At 68.2% G+C, this 23,695-nt stretch carries 30 protein-coding genes; 16 read left to right on the top strand and 14 right to left on the bottom strand.

What is annotated here, in order from left to right:
• Nucleotides 1-71: 71 nt before the first annotated feature.
• From V9K99_RS36810 to V9K99_RS36795, 4 genes are all read left to right on the top strand, one after another.
• A complete protein-coding gene (locus V9K99_RS36810) occupies nucleotides 72-917 on the top strand; it encodes a PAC2 family protein (RefSeq protein ID WP_337010671.1) in 846 nt (281 codons plus the stop codon).
• Between the two features lie 917 nt (nucleotides 918-1,834).
• Complete coding sequence (locus V9K99_RS36805; protein ID WP_337010950.1) at nucleotides 1,835-2,611, top strand: L,D-transpeptidase; 777 nt, start codon at nucleotides 1,835-1,837, stop codon at nucleotides 2,609-2,611.
• Between the two features lie 13 nt (nucleotides 2,612-2,624).
• Nucleotides 2,625-3,518, top strand: a complete 894-nt coding sequence (locus tag V9K99_RS36800) for a hypothetical protein (RefSeq protein WP_337010952.1) — start codon at nucleotides 2,625-2,627, stop codon at nucleotides 3,516-3,518.
• A gap of 82 nt (nucleotides 3,519-3,600) precedes the next feature.
• Entirely contained in the window at nucleotides 3,601-4,545 is a 945-nt protein-coding gene (locus V9K99_RS36795; RefSeq protein ID WP_337336423.1) for a phosphotransferase family protein, read from the top strand.
• A gap of 75 nt (nucleotides 4,546-4,620) precedes the next feature.
• On the opposite strand, the gene V9K99_RS36790 is transcribed toward V9K99_RS36795, so the two are convergent.
• On the bottom strand, nucleotides 4,621-4,836 hold the full coding sequence (locus tag V9K99_RS36790; RefSeq protein ID WP_337010954.1) for a MerR family transcriptional regulator: 216 nt from the start codon (nucleotides 4,834-4,836) through the stop codon (nucleotides 4,621-4,623).
• A 61-nt stretch (nucleotides 4,837-4,897) separates the two neighbouring features.
• On the opposite strand from V9K99_RS36790, the gene V9K99_RS36785 reads away from it, so the two are divergent.
• Nucleotides 4,898-5,197, top strand: a complete 300-nt coding sequence (locus tag V9K99_RS36785; protein ID WP_337010956.1) for a hypothetical protein — start codon at nucleotides 4,898-4,900, stop codon at nucleotides 5,195-5,197.
• Here the strand turns inward: V9K99_RS36785 and mshC are convergent.
• From mshC to V9K99_RS36765, 4 genes are all read right to left on the bottom strand, one after another.
• Entirely contained in the window at nucleotides 5,155-6,381 is a 1,227-nt protein-coding gene (mshC, locus tag V9K99_RS36780; protein WP_337010958.1) for a cysteine--1-D-myo-inosityl 2-amino-2-deoxy-alpha-D-glucopyranoside ligase, read from the bottom strand. The genes V9K99_RS36785 and mshC overlap by 43 nt on opposite strands.
• An 80-nt stretch (nucleotides 6,382-6,461) precedes the next feature.
• Entirely contained in the window at nucleotides 6,462-7,247 is a 786-nt protein-coding gene (locus V9K99_RS36775; protein WP_337010960.1) for an SCO1664 family protein, read from the bottom strand.
• A complete protein-coding gene (locus V9K99_RS36770) occupies nucleotides 7,244-7,819 on the bottom strand; it encodes a DUF3090 domain-containing protein (protein ID WP_337010962.1) in 576 nt (191 codons plus the stop codon). The genes V9K99_RS36775 and V9K99_RS36770 overlap by 4 nt, the downstream gene beginning before the upstream one ends.
• Before the next feature lie 37 nt (nucleotides 7,820-7,856).
• The gene (locus V9K99_RS36765) at nucleotides 7,857-8,555 is read right to left on the bottom strand and encodes a histidine phosphatase family protein (RefSeq protein ID WP_337010964.1); all 699 of its coding nucleotides are present in this window, start codon (nucleotides 8,553-8,555) and stop codon (nucleotides 7,857-7,859) included.
• A 49-nt stretch (nucleotides 8,556-8,604) separates the two neighbouring features.
• On the opposite strand from V9K99_RS36765, the gene corA reads away from it, so the two are divergent.
• Nucleotides 8,605-9,576 carry a magnesium/cobalt transporter CorA gene (corA, locus tag V9K99_RS36760; RefSeq protein WP_337010966.1) on the top strand — a complete coding sequence of 324 codons (972 nt, stop codon included), beginning with the start codon at nucleotides 8,605-8,607 and terminating at the stop codon, nucleotides 9,574-9,576.
• Here the strand turns inward: corA and V9K99_RS36755 are convergent.
• Together V9K99_RS36755 and V9K99_RS36750 are read right to left on the bottom strand one after the other, a co-directional pair.
• The gene (locus tag V9K99_RS36755; RefSeq protein WP_337010968.1) at nucleotides 9,573-10,400 is read right to left on the bottom strand and encodes an undecaprenyl-diphosphate phosphatase; all 828 of its coding nucleotides are present in this window, start codon (nucleotides 10,398-10,400) and stop codon (nucleotides 9,573-9,575) included. The two genes, corA and V9K99_RS36755, sit on opposite strands and share 4 nt — an antisense overlap.
• Entirely contained in the window at nucleotides 10,401-11,453 is a 1,053-nt protein-coding gene (locus V9K99_RS36750; RefSeq protein WP_337010970.1) for an LLM class F420-dependent oxidoreductase, read from the bottom strand. It lies immediately after the preceding gene.
• A gap of 52 nt (nucleotides 11,454-11,505) precedes the next feature.
• On the opposite strand from V9K99_RS36750, the gene V9K99_RS36745 reads away from it, so the two are divergent.
• Together V9K99_RS36745 and V9K99_RS36740 are read left to right on the top strand one after the other, a co-directional pair.
• The gene (locus V9K99_RS36745) at nucleotides 11,506-12,447 is read left to right on the top strand and encodes an aldo/keto reductase (protein ID WP_337010972.1); all 942 of its coding nucleotides are present in this window, start codon (nucleotides 11,506-11,508) and stop codon (nucleotides 12,445-12,447) included.
• 19 nt (nucleotides 12,448-12,466) lie between these two features.
• On the top strand, nucleotides 12,467-12,652 hold the full coding sequence (locus V9K99_RS36740; protein ID WP_337010973.1) for a DUF5703 family protein: 186 nt from the start codon (nucleotides 12,467-12,469) through the stop codon (nucleotides 12,650-12,652).
• On the opposite strand, the gene V9K99_RS36735 is transcribed toward V9K99_RS36740, so the two are convergent.
• Both V9K99_RS36735 and V9K99_RS36730 read right to left on the bottom strand, forming a co-directional pair.
• Nucleotides 12,627-13,667, bottom strand: coding sequence for a LuxR C-terminal-related transcriptional regulator (locus V9K99_RS36735; protein WP_337010975.1), 1,041 nt, complete (start codon nucleotides 13,665-13,667; stop codon nucleotides 12,627-12,629). The genes V9K99_RS36740 and V9K99_RS36735 overlap by 26 nt on opposite strands.
• A 10-nt stretch (nucleotides 13,668-13,677) precedes the next feature.
• Complete coding sequence (locus V9K99_RS36730) at nucleotides 13,678-14,103, bottom strand: ester cyclase (protein WP_337010977.1); 426 nt, start codon at nucleotides 14,101-14,103, stop codon at nucleotides 13,678-13,680.
• Nucleotides 14,104-14,202: 99 nt separating this feature from the next.
• Here V9K99_RS36730 and V9K99_RS36725 point away from each other — a divergent pair, with 99 nt between their 5' ends.
• The 3 genes from V9K99_RS36725 (at nucleotide 14,203) to V9K99_RS36715 (ending at nucleotide 16,279) form a co-directional block, all read left to right on the top strand.
• Nucleotides 14,203-14,688 (top strand): MarR family winged helix-turn-helix transcriptional regulator, encoded by a 486-nt coding sequence (locus V9K99_RS36725; protein ID WP_337010979.1) that lies wholly within the window; start codon nucleotides 14,203-14,205, stop codon nucleotides 14,686-14,688.
• 2 nt (nucleotides 14,689-14,690) lie between these two features.
• The gene (locus V9K99_RS36720) at nucleotides 14,691-15,362 is read left to right on the top strand and encodes an ABC transporter ATP-binding protein (protein ID WP_337010981.1); all 672 of its coding nucleotides are present in this window, start codon (nucleotides 14,691-14,693) and stop codon (nucleotides 15,360-15,362) included.
• Nucleotides 15,363-15,460: 98 nt separating this feature from the next.
• Nucleotides 15,461-16,279, top strand: coding sequence for an ABC transporter permease (locus V9K99_RS36715; RefSeq protein WP_337010983.1), 819 nt, complete (start codon nucleotides 15,461-15,463; stop codon nucleotides 16,277-16,279).
• On the opposite strand, the gene V9K99_RS36710 is transcribed toward V9K99_RS36715, so the two are convergent.
• Together V9K99_RS36710 and V9K99_RS36705 are read right to left on the bottom strand one after the other, a co-directional pair.
• Nucleotides 16,276-17,016, bottom strand: a complete 741-nt coding sequence (locus tag V9K99_RS36710; RefSeq protein WP_337010985.1) for an N-acetyltransferase — start codon at nucleotides 17,014-17,016, stop codon at nucleotides 16,276-16,278. The genes V9K99_RS36715 and V9K99_RS36710 overlap by 4 nt on opposite strands.
• Nucleotides 16,976-18,196, bottom strand: coding sequence for an MFS transporter (locus V9K99_RS36705; protein WP_337010987.1), 1,221 nt, complete (start codon nucleotides 18,194-18,196; stop codon nucleotides 16,976-16,978). Before V9K99_RS36705 ends, V9K99_RS36710 begins: the two co-directional genes overlap by 41 nt.
• A 73-nt stretch (nucleotides 18,197-18,269) precedes the next feature.
• Here V9K99_RS36705 and V9K99_RS36700 point away from each other — a divergent pair, with 73 nt between their 5' ends.
• Nucleotides 18,270-19,130, top strand: coding sequence for a LysR family transcriptional regulator (locus tag V9K99_RS36700; protein ID WP_337010989.1), 861 nt, complete (start codon nucleotides 18,270-18,272; stop codon nucleotides 19,128-19,130).
• A 41-nt stretch (nucleotides 19,131-19,171) separates the two neighbouring features.
• A complete protein-coding gene (locus tag V9K99_RS36695; protein WP_337010991.1) occupies nucleotides 19,172-19,441 on the top strand; it encodes a DUF1876 domain-containing protein in 270 nt (89 codons plus the stop codon).
• A gap of 4 nt (nucleotides 19,442-19,445) precedes the next feature.
• On the opposite strand, the gene V9K99_RS36690 is transcribed toward V9K99_RS36695, so the two are convergent.
• Complete coding sequence (locus V9K99_RS36690) at nucleotides 19,446-20,777, bottom strand: M20/M25/M40 family metallo-hydrolase (RefSeq protein WP_337010993.1); 1,332 nt, start codon at nucleotides 20,775-20,777, stop codon at nucleotides 19,446-19,448.
• A 56-nt stretch (nucleotides 20,778-20,833) separates the two neighbouring features.
• Between V9K99_RS36690 and V9K99_RS36685 the strand changes: the two genes are divergently transcribed.
• The 3 genes from V9K99_RS36685 to V9K99_RS36675 are packed head-to-tail and all read left to right on the top strand — an operon-like array spanning nucleotide 20,834 to nucleotide 22,331.
• Complete coding sequence (locus tag V9K99_RS36685) at nucleotides 20,834-21,064, top strand: hypothetical protein (RefSeq protein WP_337010995.1); 231 nt, start codon at nucleotides 20,834-20,836, stop codon at nucleotides 21,062-21,064.
• Nucleotides 21,061-21,678 (top strand): dienelactone hydrolase family protein, encoded by a 618-nt coding sequence (locus V9K99_RS36680; RefSeq protein WP_337010997.1) that lies wholly within the window; start codon nucleotides 21,061-21,063, stop codon nucleotides 21,676-21,678. Before V9K99_RS36685 ends, V9K99_RS36680 begins: the two co-directional genes overlap by 4 nt.
• Complete coding sequence (locus V9K99_RS36675; RefSeq protein WP_337010999.1) at nucleotides 21,675-22,331, top strand: endonuclease V; 657 nt, start codon at nucleotides 21,675-21,677, stop codon at nucleotides 22,329-22,331. Before V9K99_RS36680 ends, V9K99_RS36675 begins: the two co-directional genes overlap by 4 nt.
• Here V9K99_RS36675 and V9K99_RS36670 read toward each other — a convergent pair.
• Together V9K99_RS36670 and V9K99_RS36665 are read right to left on the bottom strand one after the other, a co-directional pair.
• Nucleotides 22,317-22,805, bottom strand: a complete 489-nt coding sequence (locus V9K99_RS36670) for a VOC family protein (RefSeq protein WP_337011001.1) — start codon at nucleotides 22,803-22,805, stop codon at nucleotides 22,317-22,319. The genes V9K99_RS36675 and V9K99_RS36670 overlap by 15 nt on opposite strands.
• Nucleotides 22,806-22,815: 10 nt before the next feature.
• A complete protein-coding gene (locus V9K99_RS36665) occupies nucleotides 22,816-23,616 on the bottom strand; it encodes a maleylpyruvate isomerase family mycothiol-dependent enzyme (protein WP_337011003.1) in 801 nt (266 codons plus the stop codon).
• Nucleotides 23,617-23,695 lie beyond the last annotated feature (79 nt).

The following is a 23,695-nucleotide window of genomic DNA, read 5'->3' as shown; positions in this document are numbered from 1 at the left end:
AGCACGTAGGCTGGCAGTCCGGTTTCCGGCGACCCCGCCGGATGGCACACAAGACGACAGGGGGCCTGCGAGTGGTTGACCTCGCGAACCTGAGGGACCCGGTCGTGATCGCCGCGTTCGAGGGCTGGAACGACGCGGCCGAGGCGGCCACCGGAGCGGTCGACCACCTGATCGACGAGTGGGACGCCGAGCTCGTCACCGCGATCGACCCCGAGGACTACTACGACTTCCAGGTGAACCGCCCGCAGGTCGGTTTCGACGAGGACGGCGTACGACGCCTCACCTGGCCGACCACCCGGGTGTTCCTGGCCCGTCCGGACGACACCGACCGCGACGTGGTACTGATCCGCGGAATCGAGCCGAACATGCGCTGGCGCGGGTTCTGCCAGGAGCTGCTCGAAGTGGTCGACGAGTCGAACGCCCAACTCGTCGTCGTCCTCGGCGCCCTGCTCGCCGACTCCCCCCACACCCGCCCGATCCCGGTCTCGGCCACCTCGTCCGACCCGGAGCTCAGCGCGTCCTGGAGCCTCGAGCCATCGACGTACGAGGGCCCGACCGGCATCACCGGCGTCTTCGCCGACCTCTGCGGCACCCTCGGCGTACCAGCCGTCTCCATCTGGTCCGCGATCCCGCACTACATCGCCGGCTCCCCCTGCCCGAAGGCCTCCCTCGCGCTCCTCAGCAAGATCGAAGCCCTCCTGGACCTGCAGATCCCAGAAGGCGACCTCCCCGAGCTCTCCCGAGCCTGGCAACGCGGCGCCGACGAACTCAGCGAAGAGGACCCAGAGGTCGCCGAATACGTCCACTCCCTCGAGGAACAACGCGACACCGCCGACCTCCCCGAAGCCTCCGGCGACGCCATAGCCGCCGAATTCGAGCGCTACCTGAAGCGGCGCAACAAAAACCACCCCGACTAGCCCCAGACGCGGGTCGCGTGGGTCAGTGAGACGACTGCGGTCGTCGACTGCTCGGCAAGGCGACTCGTGGTCGTCGAGTGCTCAGTAAGGCGACTCGTGGTCGTCGTGCTCAGTAAGGCGACTCGTGGTTGTCGGGTGCTGCGAGAAGACGACTGTGGTGTCGCGGCTCCGGGCTGCGTGATCGTGCTGGTCGTGGTGGTGTGCGTCAAGGGCGCCTTCGGCGTCCCTGCGGGAGCTTCGCCCCTTGACCCACACCACCACGACCAGGGAAGGACGCAGCTATCCCGGAGCTGCTCACCCGAGTGGTCGCCTTGGGGGGTGGATCCGGTGGGCGGGCCTGGATCCGAGGACGGCTCGACATCGTGCGGTCCGATCGGCCGGAATTTGAGGGGATAACCCCTCAGATGGTGGGTTGCCCCCTCAAATTCTGAGGGGGCAACCCACAAGGTCAGGGGTTATCCCCTCAACAGGACGCACTCAGGCGGCTGCGTTGGAACCTCGGACACCATCCGGGGGCCTCGTACACCTGACCAGATGTCCCAGGTCCCCAAAAGGTGTCCGCGGTCTGCTCTTCGCACAACCACAGCCGTTAACCGATCCACGACCTCGGGCTATGGCTCCCCGCGGGATCCGCGTAGCTGCGTCCTTCCCTGGTCGGGGCGGTGTGGGTCAAGGGGCGAAGCTCCCGCAGGGACGCCGAAGGCGCCCTTGACGCACACCGCACCGACTAGCACCATCACGCAGCGGAGACCGCGGAACCAGGATCCGTCTCCCAACAAACCACCCGCACCCAGACACCAACCCCACCAGCAGACGCCCCCGAGCCGATAGCCGGCGGTCACTCTACCGTGGCGTAACTTCACTGAACGTCCTATCCTTCGGACGACAGGCGGGTGGGGATTCACGGGGAGCGGGTTATGCGCAGGTCACGGGGCGACGAGCGGGGTGGTGGTTCCGTCCCGGCGCTCGCCGTACTCGTCGTGCTCGGTGCCGTCGCGGTCGTGGGCTTCCTCGGCGACCGGAAGCCAACCGTCGACCTCACCACCCTGACGAGTTCGACGACCCAGACCACCATCACCACCGCGCCACTGGATCCGCAGCCGTACGCCGGTACCGCCGGCCTCGTCGTACACCCGCGAGCGGAGACAGCTATCTACACCGCACCCGACGCAGACGCGTTCGCCAAGATCGGGCCGACCCAGTTCGGGCCGACTTGGCTGCCTGTGGTCGAGCAGACCGACGGCTGGGTCCGCGTGTTGCTGCCGTCCAAGCCGAACCGCTCGACCGGTTGGCTGCGGGAAGACGAGATGGATCGCGCGATCTCGCCGTACCTGATCCGGGTGCACACCAGCTCTCGCACCATCGAGCTGTTCAAGCAGGGCAAGCGGCTGGGCAGTTGGAAGGCGGGTGTGGGTGCGCGGAAGACGCCGACACCACCCGGCCGTACCTTCCTGCTCGGCTCGATCATCGATAACAAGCGATCGGCCTCGCCGGTGGTCCTGCCGCTCGGTGCGCACAGTCCGACCCTCGACACCTTCGGCGGCGGACCCGGCACGGTCGCGATCCACGGTTGGCCCCGGGCGGATGTGTTCGGCGCGGCCATCAGCGCGGGCTGCGTCCGGGTTCCCAAGAAGGCCCTTGCCGAACTGCAGAAGGTTCCCCTCGGCACCCTCGTCCTGATCGACAGCAAATAGTGAGGATTCGCAGATGCGACGACACTTCGCACCGACCGTTCTGACCGTCATCGCCGTGACCGGCGTGGTGGCGTTCAGCCTGGTCGCGAGCTCGCCGGTCGGCAACGCGGCCGCCCGGCCGTCGTCGGCGTACGCCGTCAGCGCGGAAGGCCAGGTCCCGATCGCCAAGACGCCGTACGCCGAATCACCTGACGGCAGCCGCAAGACGTCGTCTGCTCTCGAGCTGCCGCAGAACCCGCTGCTGTCGGTCCGGGCCGGTACGGCGACGGCCGGCAACGACTCGGCGTCGGTCGAGCTCTTCGACGTGGTTGTCGGTCCGGACGTCCTGAGCCAGGTCAAGGTCCCGCCGGAGCTGAAGCAGACGTGCGCCACCCTGCCCGCACAAGGCGCCGACGACCTCCCGATTCCCGACCTGCCACTGCCTGACCTCGGCCTCCCGTTGCCAACACCGAGCACGGCGGACCTGCCCGCCAAGAACCTGCCGGAGCTGTGCAACCTGCTGCTCACGCCACCCAGCTCGCTGCTCGGCATCGATGCCATCAACGTCTGGTGTTCCGGTGACGACGGCGGTGTCGACGTCGGCTCGCTGACGCTGCTCGGTCAGAAGATCGCCGTACCGACGACGAAGCAGGTCGTCACGATCCCGGCTGCTCCGCTGGCCACGATCACCGTCAACGAACGCACCCAGCGATCCGACGGCTCGTTCACGATCACCGGCCTGACGATCAACCTCGGCAACGGCGCCCAGATCATCCGCCTCGCCTCAGCAACCTGTGCCAAGCCGGCGGCCCAGCCCAAGCCCACCCCGAAGCCGACTCCGGCCCAGAACCTCCCCGCCCCGGTCGACCACCCGCCGGCCGCCCCGATCCCGACTCCCATCAAGACCCACCACCCGGTAACGGGCTGACGCAGCACTCGACCTGGTTTGAGTCTCTGGCGGGTTGGAAAACCCATATCGGCGCAGGCACCTGACGAATAGGCTCGCGCTCATGACCGACGGCGACTGGAGGGATGGCGGGTTCAGGCAGCGTCGGCCCTCCGTGGAGACTCTCGCCTGGGTTGCGGCGTCGATGGGTCCGGGCAGTCGCGTCGTTGGCTATCGCCGATTGACCGGTGGCGTCTGCTCCGCCGTGCATCGACTGACTGTCGAGCGACGTGGATTGCGAACGTTCGTCGTACTGCGGCAGTACCCGGGCGGGCTCGGCCTGCAGGGGAGCTTGGAGAAGGAGATCGCCAACCTTGGTGTGGTGGCGGGAAGCGGGCTCCCGGTTCCGAGCATCCTGGCTACTGATGTTACTGGAGCTGCGACGGGCGGCGCGCCATCGTTGCTGATGACGCGGTTGCAGGGGCATGTTCACCTCAATCCGCCGGAACCTCGGTCGTGGCTGACGAGGATCGCGGAGATTGCGGTTTTGCTGCATTCCCTCGATCTCCCCGCGAAGATGTTCAGACCTTGGACGGATTCCTGGATCGCTCCTCTGGACGGGTTTCAGGTGCCGGCCGACGCACAGAAGCCGGCTGTGTGGAAGGCGGCGTTTGGTGTCATGGCGGCGCCGCCGCCAAAGGACACTGCCGTCTTTCTGCACTGCGATCTCCTGCCTGTCAACATGCTGTGGTCGCGCGGGAGGATCACTGGACTGACCGACTGGAACTCCATCCATCGGGGGTCGCGCGCGATCGACGTCGGGCACTGTCGGCGATACTTGGCGGCGCTCTACTCGCCCGAGTGGTCGGAGCAGCTTCGGTCGCTCTATGAGTCGATCGCCGGGGTGACTCTCGATCCGTGGTGGGACCTGTATGCCCTGCTGCACTATGACGACAGCGGGTCGAAGTGGATCCGTGGTCAGGTCGCTGGGCGCCGTCCCGTCGATGTGCCCGGCATGACTTCCCGGGTCGAGGTCGCTGTCGAGACAGCGCTACGACGCCTCGGATAACTGCGGGTCGCCCTTCCGGCTAAAGCTCCCGGGCGGCGGTCGAGATCACGTCATCCAGTATTGCCCAGGAGTTGGTCAGTCGGCGATCAGCCGATCGATGCGGTCGCGTTCGGCGGTGAGCTCGGGCGTCGCGCGTTCGTTCGGGCCGCCGTCAGGATCACGCATGCACGGGAGCAGCTGGGCGATCTTCTTGCTGTGCAGCCCGGCGGCGTACAGCTCCTGGATCAGGATCACCCGATCGACGGCTCGCTCCGGGTACTCGCGCTGGCCACCAGGGGTCCGCTCCGACACAACAGCCCCTGCTGCTCGTAGTACCGCAGCGAACCAGCCCTACCCGGTCAACATCCCCGGCATGCTCAGCGTCCCGTACACGGTCGAGCTCAACGACCTGCTCATCTTCCCGCGCGGCACCACCGGCCCGGAGTTCGTCCAGATGATCAAGGACCAGTACGACGTACTCCGCAATGAATCCGGCCGGGTGATGCCACTGGCCCTGCATCCGTTCGTCATCGGGCGGGCGTTCCGCGCCAAGTACCTCGATCAAGCACTCGAGTTCCTCGCGTCACAGCCCGACACCTGGCTGACCACGAGCGACGAGATCGCCGCCCACTACACCGCCAGCTTGACCCCGAGCAGCGCGTCGACGGCCTGAGCGACCAGCGCCGGAGCCTCCAGGTCATCGCCGTTCGACGTAGCCCAGGTGTCGATCGCGGACAACGCGGCAACCGTGTCCAGGTCGTTCGTGAGTGCAGCCCGTACGGCGTCCACCGCGGCCGCACCGTCAGGACCTGAACCCCGGGTGACGGCGCCGCGCCAAACGTCAAGGCGCGCTTGCGCATCGGCCAGCTCAGACGACGTCCAGAACCAATCCGTCCGGTAGTGGTGAGTGAGGAGCGCCAGCCGGATCGCCATCGGGTCGGCCCCGGCCAGGCGTTCTTTCGACACCAGCACCAGGTTGCCCTTGGACTTCGACATCTTCTCGCCGTCCAGGCCGACCATCGCCTGGTGCACGTAGGCCCGCGCGAACGGGTACTTCCCGGTCTGCACCTGCGCGCCACTGGCGGACATCTCGTGGTGCGGGAAGATCAGGTCCGACCCGCCACCCTGGACGTCGAACGTCATCCCGAGGTATTCCAGCGCGATCGCCGAGCACTCCACGTGCCAGCCCGGCCGGCCACGACCCAGCGACGAGTCCCAGGCGGGTTCACCCGGGCGTTCGTGCCGCCACAGCAGGCTGTCGAGCGGGTCCTGCTTGCCCGGCCGATCCGGGTCCCCGCCACGCTCGGCGAACAGGGCGCGCATGGTCTCCCGGTCGTACCCGGACACGTTCCCGAACGCCGGATCCGCCTTCACCGCGAAGTACAGATCGCCGTCGACCGAGTACACGGCTCCGGCACGCTGCAGTTCCTCGATCGCACCCGCGACCAGATCGACCGACTCGACCACGCCGATGTAGTTCTGCGGCGGGATCACCCGCAGCGCGGTCATGTCGTCGCGGAACAGCTGGATCTCGCGCTCGGCCAGGTCGGTCCACTCGACCCCGGTCGCGGTCGCCCGCTCCAGCAGCGGGTCGTCGACGTCGGTGATGTTCTGTGTGTAACGGACGTCGTACCCGGCGTCGAGCCAGAGCCGGTTGATCAGGTCGAACGTGACGTACGTCGCCGCATGGCCCATGTGCGTCGCGTCGTACGGCGTGATGCCGCACACATACATCCGCGCCGTACCGCCGTCCACCGGCGGTACCTCGACCGGCCCGCCCGAGGCGGTGTCGTAAAGGCGCAGTCGCCGGGCCGGCCCCGGCACGACCGGGATGTCTGGTTTAGTCCACGCCTGCATGCCCTGGAGCTTATGTCAGCCCGGATTCCCCCGGCACGACACGGTTCGCCTGCCCGCTTCCCGAGACCGCTTGACAACCACTAGAACGCGGGCCATGGGATGGCTGGCCAGTCGTCGCTGGGCAGTGGGTACGTGCCGGTCTTCAGCAGGGTCGCGCAGCGTTCGCGGGTTGCGGTCAGCTCTACCGCGGTGATCAGTTCGCAGAGCTCCTGGCCGAGTCCACCGGCCAGGTGGTCGGCCAGTTTGCGTACGTCGTCCAGCACGTCCGATGGGATCGGGTCACCGGCCCAGCCCCACAGGACGGTCCGCAGTTTGTCGTCCGCGTTGAAGGTCACACCGTGGTCGACCCCGAACACCCGCCCGTCGCCCGGGTTCAGCACGTGGCCGCCCTTGCGGTCCGCATTGTTGACCACGGCATCGAATACGGCCATCCGGCGCAACGCCACGTTGTCCGCGTGCACCAGGGTCACCGGGTTGTGCCGTCCGTCGAGCGCATCGAGTACGCCGATCCACCCGTCCGGCACCCGTCCCTGCGGAACGATGTCGACCAGCTCGGTCTCCCCCGGCCCGAGCTCAGCCTCGTCGATCCACAGCTGCACCATGCCTTCACCAAGCGGCCCGTCCCGCAGCAGCGTCGGCGGCACCAGCGACCAGCCGAGCGCCTCGGACACGACGTACGCCGCGTACTCCCGCTGGGCCAGCGTGCCGTCGGGGAAGTCCCACAACGGCCGCTCCCCCTGGACCGGTTTGTAGACCACCGTCGCGGATTCGCCGTCAAGGCTCACCGAGCCCTGGAAAGTACCGTTCGACGCGGCCACCAGCCGGCCGTGCAGGGACAGCTCCCCCTGGGCGAGCAGGTCGTTCATTCCGGCAGGTGCCTGCGGTAGCCGTTGGCGCGCGGGCAGATGTGTCCTTCCGCGTCGATCGGCCGCCCGCAGAACGGGCAGCTCGGCCGTCCGGAGGCGACCAGCGCGACCGCCCGGCGGGCGAACGCGCGAGCCTGCTCCTCGCTGATCCGGACGATGAACACCTCGGCGTCCTCGGACTCCATCGCGGCCGCGACCGGGTCGGTCTCCTCCAGCTCGGCCTGCTCGCCGGTAACGACCGCGAACACCTCGATCACCACCCGCTCGGCGTCGGCCTCCCAGGCCAGCGTCATGGTGCCGGCCCGGAACTCCTCCTCGATCGGCTGCTCCAGCGGATCGGTGTCGTCGACCCCGGCCGGCGTCACCGGATCCCGGTCGAACCGCCGGGCCACCTCGTCCAGCATCACGTCCAGCCGCTCCGCAAGCGCCATCACCTGTTCCTTCTCACAGGCCACCGACGTCAGCCGGGTACCGGCCCGCGCCTGCAGGAAGAACGTCCTCGCACCGGGTTCCCCCACGGTGCCGGCGACGAACCGGTCCGGGTCGTCGTAGGAATGCACAACTCGCGCCATGGTTAGACCCTATTACCGTCCGCCGACCACTGCGTCATTACCGTCCGCCGACCACTGCGTCCGAGGACTGCTTCTTGGTCCTCCGGGTCTTCGGCTGCGGCTTCGGAATCAGGGAGGCGAGCTCGCTGCCGGAGTCGTTCAGCCGGACCAGGAACGGGCGGGTCGCGGTGTAGGTGATGATCGTGGTCGACGCGGTGTCCACGACGATCCGCTGGAACGTGTCCAGGTGCTGCGCGAGTGCATCCGCGACGATCGCCTTGATCACATCGCCGTGCGACACCGCGACCCACAGCGCGCCGTCCCCGTGGCTCTTCGCCAGCGCCGCGTCATGCGCCCGAACGGCGTCCACCGCGCGCTGCTGCATCGCCCGCATCGACTCCCCGTTCGGGAACGTCACCGCCGACGGGTGCTGCTGGACCACCGCCCACAGCGGATCCTTCGCCAACGTGGAGATCTTCTGGCCGGTCCAGTCGCCGTACCCACACTCGGTCAGTCGCCGATCCGTTGCCGGACGCAACGCACCGTGGTGCTTGGCGATCGCGGCCGCGGTCTGCTTGCAGCGCTCCAGCGGCGACGTGACGATCGCCGCCAGCGGCAGCTCGGCCAGCCGCTGCGCGACCGCCTCGGCCTGCTGCACGCCGGTCTCGTCCAGCTTCACCCCCGGGGTGCGGCCGGCCAGCGTGCCGGACGTGTTCGCGGCGCTGCGGCCGTGGCGGACCAGAATCACCGTGGGCATGCCCTGCACGTTATCCGGTCGAGGCAAGTCCCGGTGACATGATGGTGGGGTGATCGTGGACTGCGGCGTGTATGCCGAGGGCGAGCGGCAGGATCTGCCCAGGGATCCCGAGACCGTTGCCCAGGCCATCGACGACGACGGCCGCTGCTTCGGCTGGGTCGGCCTGCACGAGCCGTCGGACACCGAGATGCGCCGGGTCCAGGCGCTCTTCGGCCTGCACGAACTCGCCGTCGAGGACGCCCTCAAGGCCCACCAGCGCCCCAAGGTCGAGCGGTTCGGCGACGCGATCGTCGTCGTACTGCGCACCCTCTGGTACGTCGACGAGGGCGACGCCGTGGAGACCGGTCAACTGAGCGTCTTCATCGGTCCCCGGTACGTCGTCACCGTCCGGCACGGTGAAGGCGGTGAGCTGGCCACGGCCCGGCAGGAGCTGGAAGAACGCGCCTCGATCCTCGGTCACGGCCCGGCCGCCGTACTGTGGGCGATCTGCGACTCGGTGGTCGACGCCTACGAGGAGGTCGCCGAGCAGGTCGAGCTCGACGTCGACGAGATCGAGTCCTCGGTGTTCTCCCCGGAGCGCACCAGCGACGCCGAGCGGATCTACAAGCTCAAGCGCGAGGTGCTCGAGATGCGCCGCGCGGTCGGGCCGCTGCGCGAACCGATGGAGCAGTTCGCGCACGGCGTCCCCGGGATCAGCGCCAAGGCCGCGCCGTTCTTCCGCGACGTCGCCGACCACGTGAACCGTGTCTCGGACCAGACCGAGGCCCTCGACATCCTGCTCAGCTCGGCCCTGAACGCCCACCTGGCCCGCGTCTCGGTGCAGCAGAACGACGATATGAGACGCATCTCGGCATGGGTCGCGATCGCAGCGGTCCCGACCATGGTGGCCGGGATCTACGGCATGAACTTCGACAACATGCCCGAACTCCGCTGGCACTACGGCTACTACGCCGTCCTCCTCCTGATGCTCGTCGTCTGCTTCACCATGTACCGCTTCTTCCGCAAAGTCGGCTGGCTCTAAGTCGCGGTGATCGTGCTCGTCGCCAGGAGGATCACGATGACGATGCCTATCAGGATGCGGTAGAAGGCGAAGATCTCGGTGGTGTGTTTGGCGACGAACTTCAGCAGCCAGGCCACTGACGCGTAGGCGACCACGAAGCTGACCGCGGTGCCGACCAGGACCGGTACCAGCCCGACGTCTCCCTCGAGTGCGTGCGGGAGCTCGAACACCGCGGCACCGACCAGGGCCGGGATGCCGAGCAGGAACGCCATCTTGGTCGCCGCGACCCGGTCCAGTCCGCAGAACAGGCCGGCCGCGATGGTGGCGCCCGAGCGGGACACCCCCGGGATCAGCGCCAGGCACTGGATGATGCCCATCACGATCGCGTCGATCAGGGTGATCCTGGTCAGCGGCCGGCTCTTGGTGCTCAGCCGCTCCGCCGCGACCATCACGAACGACCAGCCGATCAGCGACGCCGCGACCCACCACAGGCTGCGCAGCGGGCCCGAGATGATGTCCCGTCCGAGGTACCCGACGATGCAGATCGGCAGCGAGCCGACGATGACGAACCAGCCCATCCGGTGATCGAACTCACCCCGGTACTCCGGGTGCCGCAGCCCCTTGAACCAGGCGACGGCGTACTTGCGGATGTCCTTCCACATGAACAGCACCACGGCCGCGATCGCGCCGAACTGGATCACCGCGGTGAACGCGGTGATGGACGGGTCGTCGATCTGCTGACCGAGCGCCTTCGAGGCGATGGTGAGGTGCCCGGTGCTGGACACCGGCAGGAACTCGGTCAGACCCTCGACGATGCCGAGAATGATGGCTTCCCAGATGGACACTCAGTCACCGACCCCGGCGAGTTCGAGGGCCTCGGCGACGGTGCGGATGTCGGCGATCCGCTGCTCCACGGTCGACGCGAACGGGGTCAGTGCGACGGTGGTCGCCCCGGCCTCGGCGTACGCGGTGAGCTTCTCGGCCATCCGCTCCTTGCTGCCGAGCAGCGAGATCGAGTCGATGAACCCGTGCGGTACGGCGGCCATCGCCTCGCGGTGCTGCTTGTCCAGGTAGAGGTCCTGGATCCGCTTGGCCTCCTCGGCGTACCCCATCCGGACGGCCAGCGCGTTGTAGAAGTTCTTCTCCCGGCTGCCCATGCCGCCGATGTAGAGGGCGGCGTACCCACGGATCGGGTCGGCCGCGGCCTGCAGGTCGTCACCGGTCATCACCGGCACGGACGCGACGACGTCGAAGCCGTCGAGTCCCTCCTGACGAGCCTGGCGGCCCGTCGCGATGTGTTTCAACTGCTCTCCCAGATAGGCGGGGTCGTTCAGGATGCCGAGCCAGCCGTCGGCGATCTCGCCGGCCAGCTCGAGGTTCTTCGGACCGACCGCGGCCAGGTACACCGGCACATGGTCGCGGATCGGGTGGATGGACAGCTTCAGCGCCTTCCCCGCGCCGCCGGGCAGCGGCAGGGTGAAGTGCTCGCCCTCGAAAGCAACCGTCTCACGTCGCATCGCGGCGTTCACGATGGCGACGTACTCGCGGGTGCGGGCCAGCGGCTTGTCGAACCGGACGCCGTGCCAGCCCTCGGAGACCTGTGGTCCGGACACGCCCAGGCCGAGCCGGAAGCGGCCGTTCGACAGCCGGTCCAGCGTCGCCGCCGTCATCGCGGTCATCGCCGGGGTCCGGGCCGGGATCTGGAACACGGCCGCGCCGACATCGATGGTCGACGTCTGGGCGGCGATCCAGGTCAGCAGCGTGGCGGCGTCCGAGCCGTACGCCTCCGCGGCCCAGGTGACCGAGAAACCGAGCTGTTCGGCCTCCTTCACCAGCCTCAGATGATTCAGATGGTCATCGCCACCGAAGACGAAGCCGATGTTGAGTCCGAGTCGCATGACAGGCGAGCCTAACGAGCCGTTGTCGGTGGCGGCCAATAGGCTCGGGTTCATGCAGCAGCGCTATCTCGGTCACAGTGGACTGGCGGTGAGCCGACTCGGCCTCGGCACCATGTCCTGGGGGCGTGACACCGACGAGCACGAGGCGCGCGAGCAGCTCGCCGCGTTCGTCGCGGCCGGCGGGACGCTGATCGACACCGCGGCCGCGTACGGCGACGGTGACAGCGAGCGACTGATCGGCACTCTGCTCGGCGACGTGGTGGACCGTGACGACCTGGTGATCGCGACCAAGGCCGGTTTCAGCGTCCGCCGCGGCGAGCGGATCACCGACACCTCGCGCGGCGCCCTGCTACGCGACCTGGACAGCTCCCTGCGCCGGCTGAACGTCGACCACATCGACCTGTGGCAGCTGCACACCTGGTCGGACGACGTACCGCTGGAGGAGACGCTGTCGGCGCTCGACCACGCGGTGAACTCGGGCAAGGTCCGGTACGTCGGTGTCTCGAACTACGCGGGGTGGAAGTCGGCCCGGGCGGTCACCTGGCAGCAGGCGTGGCCCGGTCGCGCCGTGCCGGTGTCGAACCAGGTGGAGTACTCACTGCTCGCCCGGGACGCCGAGGCGGACGCGATCCGGGCGGCCGGCGGGCTGGGGATCGGGGTGCTGGCGTGGTCGCCGCTTGGCCGGGGTGTGTTGACTGGGAAGTACCGCACCGGTATCCCGGCGGACTCCCGGGCGGCATCTCAGCATCTGTCCAGATTCGTCGACCCCTACCTCGACGGCCGTGGTTCGGGCATCGTGGAGGCAGTCGCGCGAGCCGCCGACGGGCTCGGCTGGACACCGCTCGAGGTGGCGCTCACCTGGGTGCGGGACCGGCCCGGCGTGTCGGCGGCGATCGTCGGGGCCCGGACGGCGATGCAGCTCAAGTCGGTCCTGGGTGTGGAGGAGCTCACCCTCCCACCCGCGATCGTCGCAGCTTTGGAGGATGTGTCGTAGAGCAGTGCTGGAGGTGCGGATGGCCGAATACGAACTGCAACAGTTCGAATTGTCCAGGACGGAGTCGCGCGGCGCCGTCCGCCGGTTGCTGACCGAGCACGCCGAGTACGGCGGCTGGGAACTCGCCCGGCTTCGCCGCTACCCGGACGGATCGCGCCGGGTCTGGCTCCGGCGCCGGATCATCCGGGTGATGCGGACCCTCTGAGCAGGGCCGTCACCAGTTCGCGTCGACTGCCGACGCCCACCTTGTCGAAGGCTGCCCGGACGTGTTCCTGCACCGTGTGCGGGGACAGGCACAACCGGTCGACGATCTGCCGGGTCGAGTAGCCCTTCAGCAGGAGTTCGGTGACCCGCTGTTGAGCCGGTGTCAGCCCGTGCAGGTCCAGCAGGAACGACCCGAGCTGCGCCGCCGTGGCCGGCTCGATGACCACCGCGATCTGCTCCTCGCCGATGCTCTTGAGGAGTGTCGCATGCAGTGCGAGCCAACGCCCGTTCGTGGTCCTCACCTTCAGCACCGGCGCTCCGGGCGGTTCGTGCACCCGCCGCTGTTGCACCGCCGCAGCCCGCACTGCCACCGGCAACTCCGTCCTACGCTCCGGATCCAGCTCCGCCATCCAGTGCTCCGCCTCCGCACTGACCGACACAACGGCGTGCTTCGAATTCAGAACCACCACTCCTGGACCGACATCGCCGTCTCTGACCGATCCGCCGAGCAGGCCGCGTCGTAGTCCCTCGGCGAGATGCGGTCCAAGGCGTCGTACCAGCTGAAGTTCCTCATCCGAGAAGCCGGTTGCGGCGTCCTCCCTGTGCAGGCAGATGACGCCCCAGCAGCGGTCGTTCGACACCAGCGCGGCCCGGAGCTCGTCGCCGAGACCGATCGGGCGCATCACCTCGACGTACCGGGCGCTGCTCGGCCACTGCCCCTTCGTGGCATGGCCGAGCGAACTCACCGGGTCGGGTGCGGCGGCGAGGGCGGCGAACTTGTTCACGTCCTCCTGCCCGAACTCGTTCCACAGGAACTGCTCGGTCGCGGCACCGAGCGGCTCGTCCGAACTCGCGGAGGTGAACAGGATCGTGGCCGGATCCACCGTCGCGAAGAATGCGGCGTCGACGGTCATCAGTTTCTTCAGCCGGGTCAGCGTCTCGGACCGCAACTGATCCGCGTCCAGCCCCGCGTAGCACCGCTGGATCAGCACTTCCAGGCGATCCGCCGCCCCCATGATCGCGATGCTACGGCTGATCCGGTACGACGCCCAGTTGCCGGAGGAACCCGAGTTCGTCCAGCCGTCCCCAGCGTTCCACCACCAGACCGTCCCGCAGCCGGAAGATGTTGATCCCGGGCAGGCTCACAGTCTTCCCGCTCGGCGCGACCCCCATCACCTCACCTTGATGCGTCCCACCCGCGGTGAATCGCTCGACCACGATGTCGCCCTCTGCAACCAACTCGTGCATCTCGCTGTGCCAGTCCGGGAACCCCTGCCGCATCAGTCCCCCGGCGACTCGCATCCCCTCGCGGTCGGCCGTGACCCCGAACGGCGGGTCGTGATTGATGAAGTCCTCGGCGAGGTAGGTGTCGACCGCCCCGAGGTCCCCTTTTGTAAACAATCCGTCGATCAGATCGCGGACAATCCCCTTGTTGCGTTCCGTAGTACTCATGCCACCGATGCTCCGGCAGCTCCCCGTGCCGGCCTACCCCAACAAGTTGGGGTCCTGTGTCCCCTGAAATATCTCTGCGACAGAGGTATCGTCGGAGATGTGAACACCACCGAGGGTCTTGCGGAGGAGCTGCTGGCCGCGATCGGGCTGGTGCGCCGCCACCTCCGCCGATCGGTCGGGCGACCCTTTCCGCTGTCGGCACTGACCGACTCACAGGCCGAGTTGATCCGTACCGTCCGCCGCAATCCCGGGATCTCGGTCGCGGAGGCCGCCGCCGAGCTGGGCCTGGTCGCGAACACCGTGTCGACCCTGGTCGGCCAGCTCACCGAGCGCGGGCTCCTGCAGCGCACCCCTGACGAGACCGACCGACGCGTAGCCCGGCTCACCTTGACCGAGCCCGCCCGGGAGCAGGTCGAGGCCTGGCGCGACCGCCGTACCGCTCTCGTCACGCAGGCGCTCGACGACCTCGAGCCTGATGAACGTGCCGCGTTGCGGTCCGCTCTGCCGATTCTCGCCGTACTCGCCGACAAACTGCACCCGGAGCATCCCGGCGAACTCGCGTTGACCCACCCAGGGAAGGAGTGAGCATGAACGCGGATGCAGCAGTGCGGATCGCCGGGCTGAGCCACCGGTTCGGGGTTCATCTGGCCGTCGACGCGCTGGACCTGACGGTCAACCCGGGCGAGTGCTTCGGCCTGCTCGGACCGAACGGCGCCGGCAAGACGACCACGCTGCGCGTGCTCAACACCCTCTACCCGCCGCAGTCCGGCACGGTCCAGGTCTTCGGACTGGATGTGCGCAGGGACGCGATGACGGTACGGCGGATGCTCGGCTACGTCCCGCAGCAGCTGTCGATCGAGGGCGCGCTGACCGGGAAGGAGAACGTGTCCTGGTTCGCCCGACTGTTCGACGTACCGCGTCGCGAACGAGCCGCCCGCGTCGCCGAGGTCCTCGAGATCGTCGACCTGACCGACGCCGCCGACCGGCTCGCGTCGACGTACTCCGGCGGCATGGTGCGCCGCCTCGAGCTTGCCCAGGCACTGGTGAAACCGGCCGGCCCTGCTCGTGCTCGACGAGCCGACGGTCGGCCTCGATCCGGTCGCGCGGGATTCCGTCTGGGCCCGGGTCCAGGACATGCAGGAGCGGTACGGGATGACGGTGCTGCTGACCACGCACTACATGGAGGAAGCCGACCTGCTGTGCGATCGGGTAGCCCTGATGCACCATGGCCGGCTACGCGCTGTGGGGACACCGGCTGATCTCAAGGCCGAGCTCGGTCCCGAGGCCAGTCTCGAAGACGTGTTCCGCCACCACACCGGCGAAAGCCTGGAAGGTGCGGAGAAGGGAGGACTGCGCGATGTCCGTGGCACCCGCCGCACCGCCCAGCGCATGGGCTGAGTCCCGGGGCCGGGCCGCTACCCGGCTGCTCTCGCGGATCGGCACGTTCTGCCTGGTCGAGCTCCAGAAGCTGAGACACGACCGGACGGAGCTGCTCACGCGGGCGATCCAGCCGATCCTGTGGCTGGTCATCTTCGGCGTGACGTTCAGCCGGATCAAGGCGATCCCGACCGGAGACGTGCCGTATCTGGACTATCTCGCGCCGGGCATCATCGCGCAGTCCGCCCTGTTCGTCGCGATCTTCTACGGCATCCAGATCATCTGGGAACGCGACGCGGGCATCCTGACCAAGCTCCTGGTCACGCCGAGCCCGCGCTCCGCACTGGTCGCCGGCAAGGCGTTCGCGGCCGGCGTACGGACGATCGCCCAGACGATCGTCGTACTCGTCGTCGCCGCACTGCTCGGTGTCAGCATGACCTGGAACCCGTTGAAACTGCTCGCCGTTCTCGCGGTGGTCGTGCTCGGTGCGGCGTTCTTCTCCTGTCTGTCGATGACGATCGCCGGTCTGGTACTACGCCGCGACCGGCTGATGGGCATCGGCCAGGCCATCACCATGCCGCTGTTCTTCGCGTCCAACGCCCTCTACCCGGTCAGCCTGATGCCCGACTGGCTCCGCGTGCTGAGCCACGTCAATCCCCTCACCTACGAGGTCAGCGCCCTGCGCGGGCTACTCATCGGCGAGCCCACCAACTACTGGCTGGACTTCGCCGTCCTCATCGTCGCCGCCGTCGCCGGTATCTGTGCCGCCTCGTCCCTCCTCAGCCGCCTCGCGCGCTAGAGGTCGTGGCGGACCCAGACGTTCGGTTCGACGTACACGGCGTGGTCGTGGGCGACGTCCACGTGCACCGGGACGAGCGCCTTCGGGACGATCACATCGCCGGAGACGTCGAACGGCAGGCCGGTCCATTCCCGCCACTCCGCCAGCGAACCCGCGATCACCATGGACCGGGGTGCGACCTGCACGATCTTTCCGCCTGCCTTCACATGCACACGCAACCAGGGATCCGTCGGCAGACCGTCGTCCCTGAACTGCTGGACGTACTCCGTCATCGGAAGCTCTGCGTCGGCCTTCCCGTTCGGGCGAACCGGAGCGAACAGAGTGCTGTGTCCCTTCGCCTTCACCGCCGCGCGCATCGCTTTGAGCATCTCGTGCGACAGCCCGCGGCCGAGGTGCGAAGGCCGGATCACGATCTCCAGGGCACTCGAGACGTTCGGGGTCCGTCCGTTGCGCAGATCGGCGAATCCCCACTGCAGCACCCGATCCCAGCCACCGGAGGGCAACTCGCTGCGGTTCTCGTCCGGGAACACGAACGGGATGCTGCGACCGTGGGCGACCAGCTCGCCGGCCTCGGTCGCCACCAGGCACTGATCCGGGAACGCATCCGGGACCTGGCCCATGAACGCGTTGCCGACCGGGTCGTTGTGCATGAACGCCGGCCACGTGTCGGCGAAGTCGTACATCGGCTGCCGGTACTCAGGCCGCTCGGCCAGGGTGGTGATCACGATCTCGGACATGGTTCGCAGTGTCGCACTGCGACGGTCTCGGCTTCACCAGGATTACGAGTGCGACGAGCGTGGTCAGCAGCCCGGCCCCGACCAGGGTGTTCTCGGCTCCGGCCGCCGCGATGATGGGCCCTCCGGCCAGCATCCCGGCGGAACTCCCCGCGTTCACGACCACGGTCTGCCCGGACAGCAGCGCCCGACGCTCCGCCCCTTGTGACGACCTGGTGATCAGAACAGAGATCGCAGCGATCCCGAGTACGACGGTTATGCCCGAAAGCGCACCCAGGAGGGCAATGACCGGCGGGTGCGTCCACAGCCCCATCCCGGCCCAGCACAAGCCCATGCAGGCCCAGGCCATCGCAGCCAGGGGTACTGGCGGCAGACGTCGTACGACGGCCAGGGAGATCGCCGTCCCGATGACAGACCCGACGCCGTACCCGGTCATGCCGGCAGCCAGGTAGACACCGGGTTCACCGCGCTGTGCACCGATCACCGACAGGCCGAGAGTGAACGCGAACCAGGTCACGCAGCCGGTCCCACGAGCTATCCAGCCGTAGAGCACGTCAGGACGACCTCTGAGGCTGGCACGGATCGTAGGAGTCGCTATGCCTTCGGGAGCGCGCTCCGCCTTCACAGCGCAGGCCAGGAGCCCTGCAGCCACCACAGTGACCGCCTCCACCCACAGCAGTCCGTTCGTGAACCCTGTCGCCACTGCAAAGGCTCCGACGACCGGTCCGACCATCATGCCGATCCTGCGCAGTCCGTCCTGCCAGGTGAGCAGTACGACGGCCTTACCGTCACCCCACCGGTCTCCGGTATCAGCCAGCAGCGCTGACCGACCTGGTGTCGACAGGGCGTCGCCACACCCGAGCAGTAGACCGCTGACGACCAACAACTCGGGTGTGAGGAGTCCTAGCGCGGCCGCAGCCGGCACACTCGCCAACGCGAGTGCAGAGATAGCTGCGACCACAGCGAGCCGTGGACCCGAGTCCACCCATTGCCGGGCCTTCCTGGCCCACCATGGCGACAACAGCACCGGTAGTCCAGACGCACCGCCGACCAGTCCGGTAGCAGCAACGGAGCCCGTCTCGTGGAGGATGACGAGCGGCAACGCGACCTGCGCGATCCGGAACGCCAGGTCGGCCGCACCGCCACCTGCCAGCAGTGCGAACGCTTCGCTCCGAGCCCTCATGCCTTAGATTCTTGAAGTTATCAAGCGGTCCGGGTAGCCTGCGGCGGCTTGGTGGTTGCCATAGGCTGTACCTATGGCCTCATTACCATCGGTCGATGATCTGCGGCTGGTGCAGGCGATCGCCCGGACCGGCGCGGTCGGTACCGCGGCCCGTGAACTGCGCATCTCGCAACCGTCCGCGTCCCAGCGACTGGCCCGACTCGAGCGCATGTGCAGCACCAAGTTGTTCGAACGCGACACCCGCGGCGCCCGCCCGACACCCGCCGGCGCCGAGCTCGGCCGCCGAGCCGACCACATCCTCGGCCACCTCGAGGAGGTGTACGCCGCCACCCGCGAGGCCGCCGCCGGTCAGCGGCTGGTGATCGGCACCTTCGCCAGCCTGGCGCCCATCCTGTTCCCCGTCCTCGACGCAGACCTGCCCGATCTCGACATCCAGCAACAGGTCGACCACGGCCACTTCCTGGTCGAACGGATCGCCGAAGGCACCATGGACGCCGCGTTCATCGCGATCGCCGACCAGATGACACTCCCCCGCGGCACCATCGCCCGCCGGGTCGGCCGCGACGAACTCGTCCTCTTCGTCCCACCGGGTGCAACCCCACCCGGCCGCGCCAAGCAACCGTTGAAAGACCGCCCGGTCCCGTTCTCCACCTACGACCGTGGCGCCGAGGAGATCCACGCCCGCCTGGTCGCTCTCGGCGCCGTACCCCGCCACGGCGTGACCCTGAGCACCACAGTAGCCATGGCCCGTCGTCGTACCCAACTGGCCCTGGTCCCCCGCAGCGCCCTCGCCACCGAACTCCGCCCCGGCGAACGCCTCACCCCCGCGCCCTTCCGCTACCGCCTCACCCTGTCCCTCGTCACCACGCCAACCCCACCCAAGCCCCTCATCCAGCACCTCCCCAACCTCCGCACCACACTCAACCTCTTGTGAGTCAGGGCGTGCGGTACGACGCTGTAGATGAGGTGAGTGGGATGACCATGCGGCAGTGGACAGTCGACATCGAGATCGACGAGGTCGAGGACCAGCGGACCACGCATGCGGAGGCCCGGCTGCGTACTGACGGAGAACAGTTGGCCGGACGGGGTACGGCGTACCGGCACCCGAACGATCGCGAGGTGCCGCAAATCGGCGACGAACTGGCCGCCGCGCGAGCACTGTCAGAGCTGGCGCATCGTCTGGTGCTCGCCGCGGCTCAGGACATCGAGGAGATCACCCACCGGCCGTCCCGGCTCCGGAGCTGACCCCTCAGGCCTCATCCAGGAAACGGTCCAGCACCCGGGAGCCGAACTCCAGCGCGCTGGTCGGGACCCGCTCGTCGATGCCGTGGAACATGCCCATGAAGTCCAGATCAGGCGGCAGCTGCAGCGGCACGAACCCGAAGCACCGGATCCCCAGCCGGCTCCATGACTTGGCATCCGTGCCGCCCGACATGAGCAGCGGCGCGGTCCGGCTCTGCGGGTCCTCGGCCGCCAGGCACGCCTTCATCGCCTCGACCAGGCCGCCGCTGAACTCGGTCTCCAGCGCGATGTCCTCGACCACTGCTTCGCGCCGTACCTTGTCGCCGATCAGCTCGTCGATGGTGGCGAAGAACTCGTCCTCGTACCCGGGCAGGAACCGGCCGTCGATATGCGCCTCGGCGTCGCCCGGGATCACGTTCACCTTGTAGCCGGCGTTCAGCATCGTCGGGTTGGCCGTGTTCCGGATGGTCGCGCCGAACATCCGGCTGAAACTGCCCAGCTTCGCCAGCGTCTCGGTCATGTCCTCCGGGTCCAGCTCGACCTCGAGCACATCCTCCAGCGTCTTCAGGAACTCCCGGACCGTCGGCGTCAGCCGCAGCGGCCACTCGTGCCCGCCGATCCGGGTGACCGCCTCGACCAGGTTGGTGACCGCGTTGTCGTTGTTCACCATCGACCCGTGCCCCGCCGTACCGCGGGCCTTGAGCCGCATCCAGCTCATGCCCTTCTCGGCGGTCTCGATCAGATACAGCCGCAGGTCGTCCTTCACCGTGACCGAGAACCCGCCGACCTCACCGATGCCCTCGGTGCAGTCGGCCACCGTGTCCGGGTGGTTGTTGATCAGCCACTGGGCGCCGTACACACCGCCGGCCTCCTCGTCCGCGGTGAACACCAGCCGCACCGGCCGCCGCGGCTTCACCCCGGCCCGCTGCCGCGCCCGGACCACCGACAGCACCATCGCGTCGAAGTCCTTCATGTCGACCGCGCCGCGGCCCCACACGCACCCGTCGAAGATCTCCCCGGCGAACGGGTCCACCTTCCAGTCCTTCGGATCGGCCGGTACGACGTCCAGGTGCCCGTGCACCAGCAACGGGTCGGCCGACTGGTCCTCGCCCTCCCAGTGCGCCACCAGCGTGGCCCGGCCCGGCTCCGACTCGTAGATCGTGGACTCGATCCCGACCTCGTCCAGCTTCGCCGCGACGTACTCCGCGGCGACCCGCTCACCGTTGCTCTTGCCGTTGCCGTAGTTCGTGGTGTCGATCCGGATCAGCTCACTACACAGCTCCACCACTTCGGCGTCAGGTGTGTACGACGGACGGTCACTGCTCCCCGGAGAAGTCATGGGCCCATCCTCCCCCACCGCCGAATGACATCGCAGCAGCCGGGTATCAGGAAGGTGTGAAGGGCGACCGGGTGGAGATCGTCGTCGACACCGGCAGCGGCGTGTCGACGTACGAGATCACCGCGACCAAAGCCGGCCGCCGGGTCGAGATCAACACCACCCGGAACGTCACCGAGGTTGTCGAGGTCACCCGCAGCGGCAAAACGGTCCGCACCGCCCGCTTCATCACCACCCGGGTGATCGCCCTGGTCGAACACCCGGCGCCGAACGGATCCGGTCCGGCATGAGAACCGACCAGGTGACCATCGAGTCGTCTGGCGTCGAGCTTCCCGGCGATCTCACCGAGCCCGCACCCTCGAACGGCCTGGTGATCTTCGCCCACGGCAGCGACAGCAGCCGGCACAGTCCCCGCAACCAGTACGTTGCCCACGTCCTGAACCGAGCCGGTCTCGCGACCTTGTTGTTCGACCTCCTGTCGCCCGCGGAGGCCACCGACCGCAGAAACGTCTTCGACATCCCCTTGCTGGCCGAGAGACTGACCACCGCTCACGTCTGGGCGGGCGACGGATTCGGCCCGGTCGCGTACTTCGGCGCCAGCACGGGCGGAGCGGCCGCCCTGTGGTCGGCGGGCAGCGGCGCCGACGACGTACGGGCCGTCGTCTCGCGTGGCGGAAGGGTCGATCTCGCCGGTCCACGGCTCGCCGACGTGTCCGCGCCGACGCTCCTGATCGTCGGCGAGCGCGACACCGACGTACTCGAGCTCAACCGCGAGGTCCAGCAGCAGTTGCAGTGTGCCAACCAACTCGAGATCGTCCCTGGCGCCACACACCTCTTCTCCGAGCCCGGCACGCTCGAGCGAGTCGCCGAACTGGCCCGCGACTGGTTCCGCACGCACCTATGAGCCTGATCTCGCTCCAACACGCCCTCGCCCAGGCGACACCACCACGATGGACACCCCCGGAGCGGTTCCTCGCCGGCGGTGCCTGGATCTGCCTTCCGCGCGGTCTGTCGGGTCCGGGCTCTGCCGGTGACCATGCCTGGGCCGCCGCCGTCGTCATGGACGGTCGCCGCGTGGTGGGGCGGTCATCGATCACCGGTCGCACCGCGGCGCCGTACGTCCCGGGTCTGCTGGCTCTCCGACTCGCTCCGCTGTTCGAGGACGTCGTACGGCGTCTCAGACCTCAGCCCGAGGTGTTGCTTCTGGACGCCACCGGACGCGATCACCCTCGACGTGCCGGGTTGGCGACACAGCTCGGCGCCGTACTGGACCTGCCGACAGTCGGTGTCACGCATCGACCGTTGACGGCCTGCGGAGACTGGCCCGCCGACGAGGCCGGCGCGACCGCCCCGCTCACAGTGGACGCCGAGCAGGTCGCGACCTGGCTCCGCACGAAGCCGGGTACGCGGCCGCTCGTCGTCCATCCGGGGTGGCGAACCGACCTCGGTACGGCGGTCCAGGTCGTCCAGGCGTCACTCGCCGGACGCCGGACTCCGGAGCCGCTGCGACAGGCTCGTCAAATGGCCCGCCGGGCGCGCGGTTCAGAGGACCTTTAGGCCGTACATCTCCCCCAGCGGGTCGGCGATCAGCTCGACTCTGGTGCCGTCCGGGTCCCGGAAGTAGATCGACGTACCGCTCTCCTCCAGGTACTCGATGCCAGCCTCGTCGAGGTTCGCCTTCAGCCGCGCCCACTTCTCCGGCTCCACCGAGATCGCCATGTGATGCAGACCGCCGAGCACCTCGGCGTACGGACCGAGATCGAGCCCGGGGAAGTCGAAGAACGCCAGCAGGTTGCCGTTGCCGATGTCGAAGAAGAAGTGGTTCGAGCCCTCGTAGTCCCGGTTGCCGACGATCTCGGTGAGCGGGAACTCGAGCACGCCCTGGTAGAACTTCACGGTCCGCTCGACGTCCGCGCACAGCACCGCGACATGATGCAGCCCGCGCGCCGACGACGTCTTCCCCTGCTGGAGGTACGTCGCTCTGATCCGGTCCCGCTCGGCCTCGATCGCGGACAGGTCGATATCAGTCATACGGATCCCCTCAGATTCGGAAGAACAGGTTGAGATAGCGGTCCGCGACGGCGCGGTCGCCGCGGATCGTGCCGGAGTTACTGCGCCCGAACGCGGTCAGCACGAAACTGCCCGGATCGAACTCGATCACAGTGTCGCCTTCGCCCGCCTCGTACGTCATGCCGTCCGGACCTACCAGGACCCGCGTGTCGCCGGCGTTGGGGCCGCTGGTGATCCGGATGCCGAGGTCACACGGCTCGTTGACCTTGGTCGTGTACTGCCACAGCACGAACATGAACGGGACCAGCAGGTCAGCCGCCTCGCCGGTCAGCCCGTGCGCCCGGCCGGTCCCCTGCCGGACGTCCCAGGAGTGGACGCCGTAGTCCATCAGCTGGAAGGCCGGGAAGAAGAACGACGGCAACGGCCCCATGTAGAAGTGCGGCACGTTCAGCCCGGTCCAGTCCTCCGGACCCAGCGCGTCGAAGATCTCCATGATCTTGTCGAAGTCGCCGCGCAGCCGCTCGACCAGCTCGGTCCTCGGCACATCGCGGAGCGCCAGCGCCTGCTTGTCGACCCGCTCGGCCATCCCCGGCAGCCCGTACGCGGCCGGCACCTCGGTGTGCGACCGGGCCGCGTCGAACGCGACGAAGTACGCCTCGGTGGTGTCCGCGATATGCGCCACCACGTCCCGTACCTGCCAGTGCCCGGCCCCGGTCGGCGCCTCCCACGCCTCGTCGCTGTCCACCAGCTTGAAGAACTCCCCCGCCTCGCGCCGGACCACCCCCAGGATCGTGTCCTTACCCTCGAACGTCATCGCGTTCCACGCGTTCATCCCAGCCTCCTCCCAGGCACCACTTGAATTTCAAACTACGCCTCGAGAGACCCCCGAGACAGCCCGTCGGAGCGCGGCC

This window comes from Kribbella sp. CCNWLW201 (assembly GCF_037203805.1).
Lineage (GTDB): Bacteria > Actinomycetota > Actinomycetes > Propionibacteriales > Kribbellaceae > Kribbella.
Note: the sequence above shows the minus strand (reverse complement) of the source record. Positions and strands in the feature narration are given on the sequence as shown.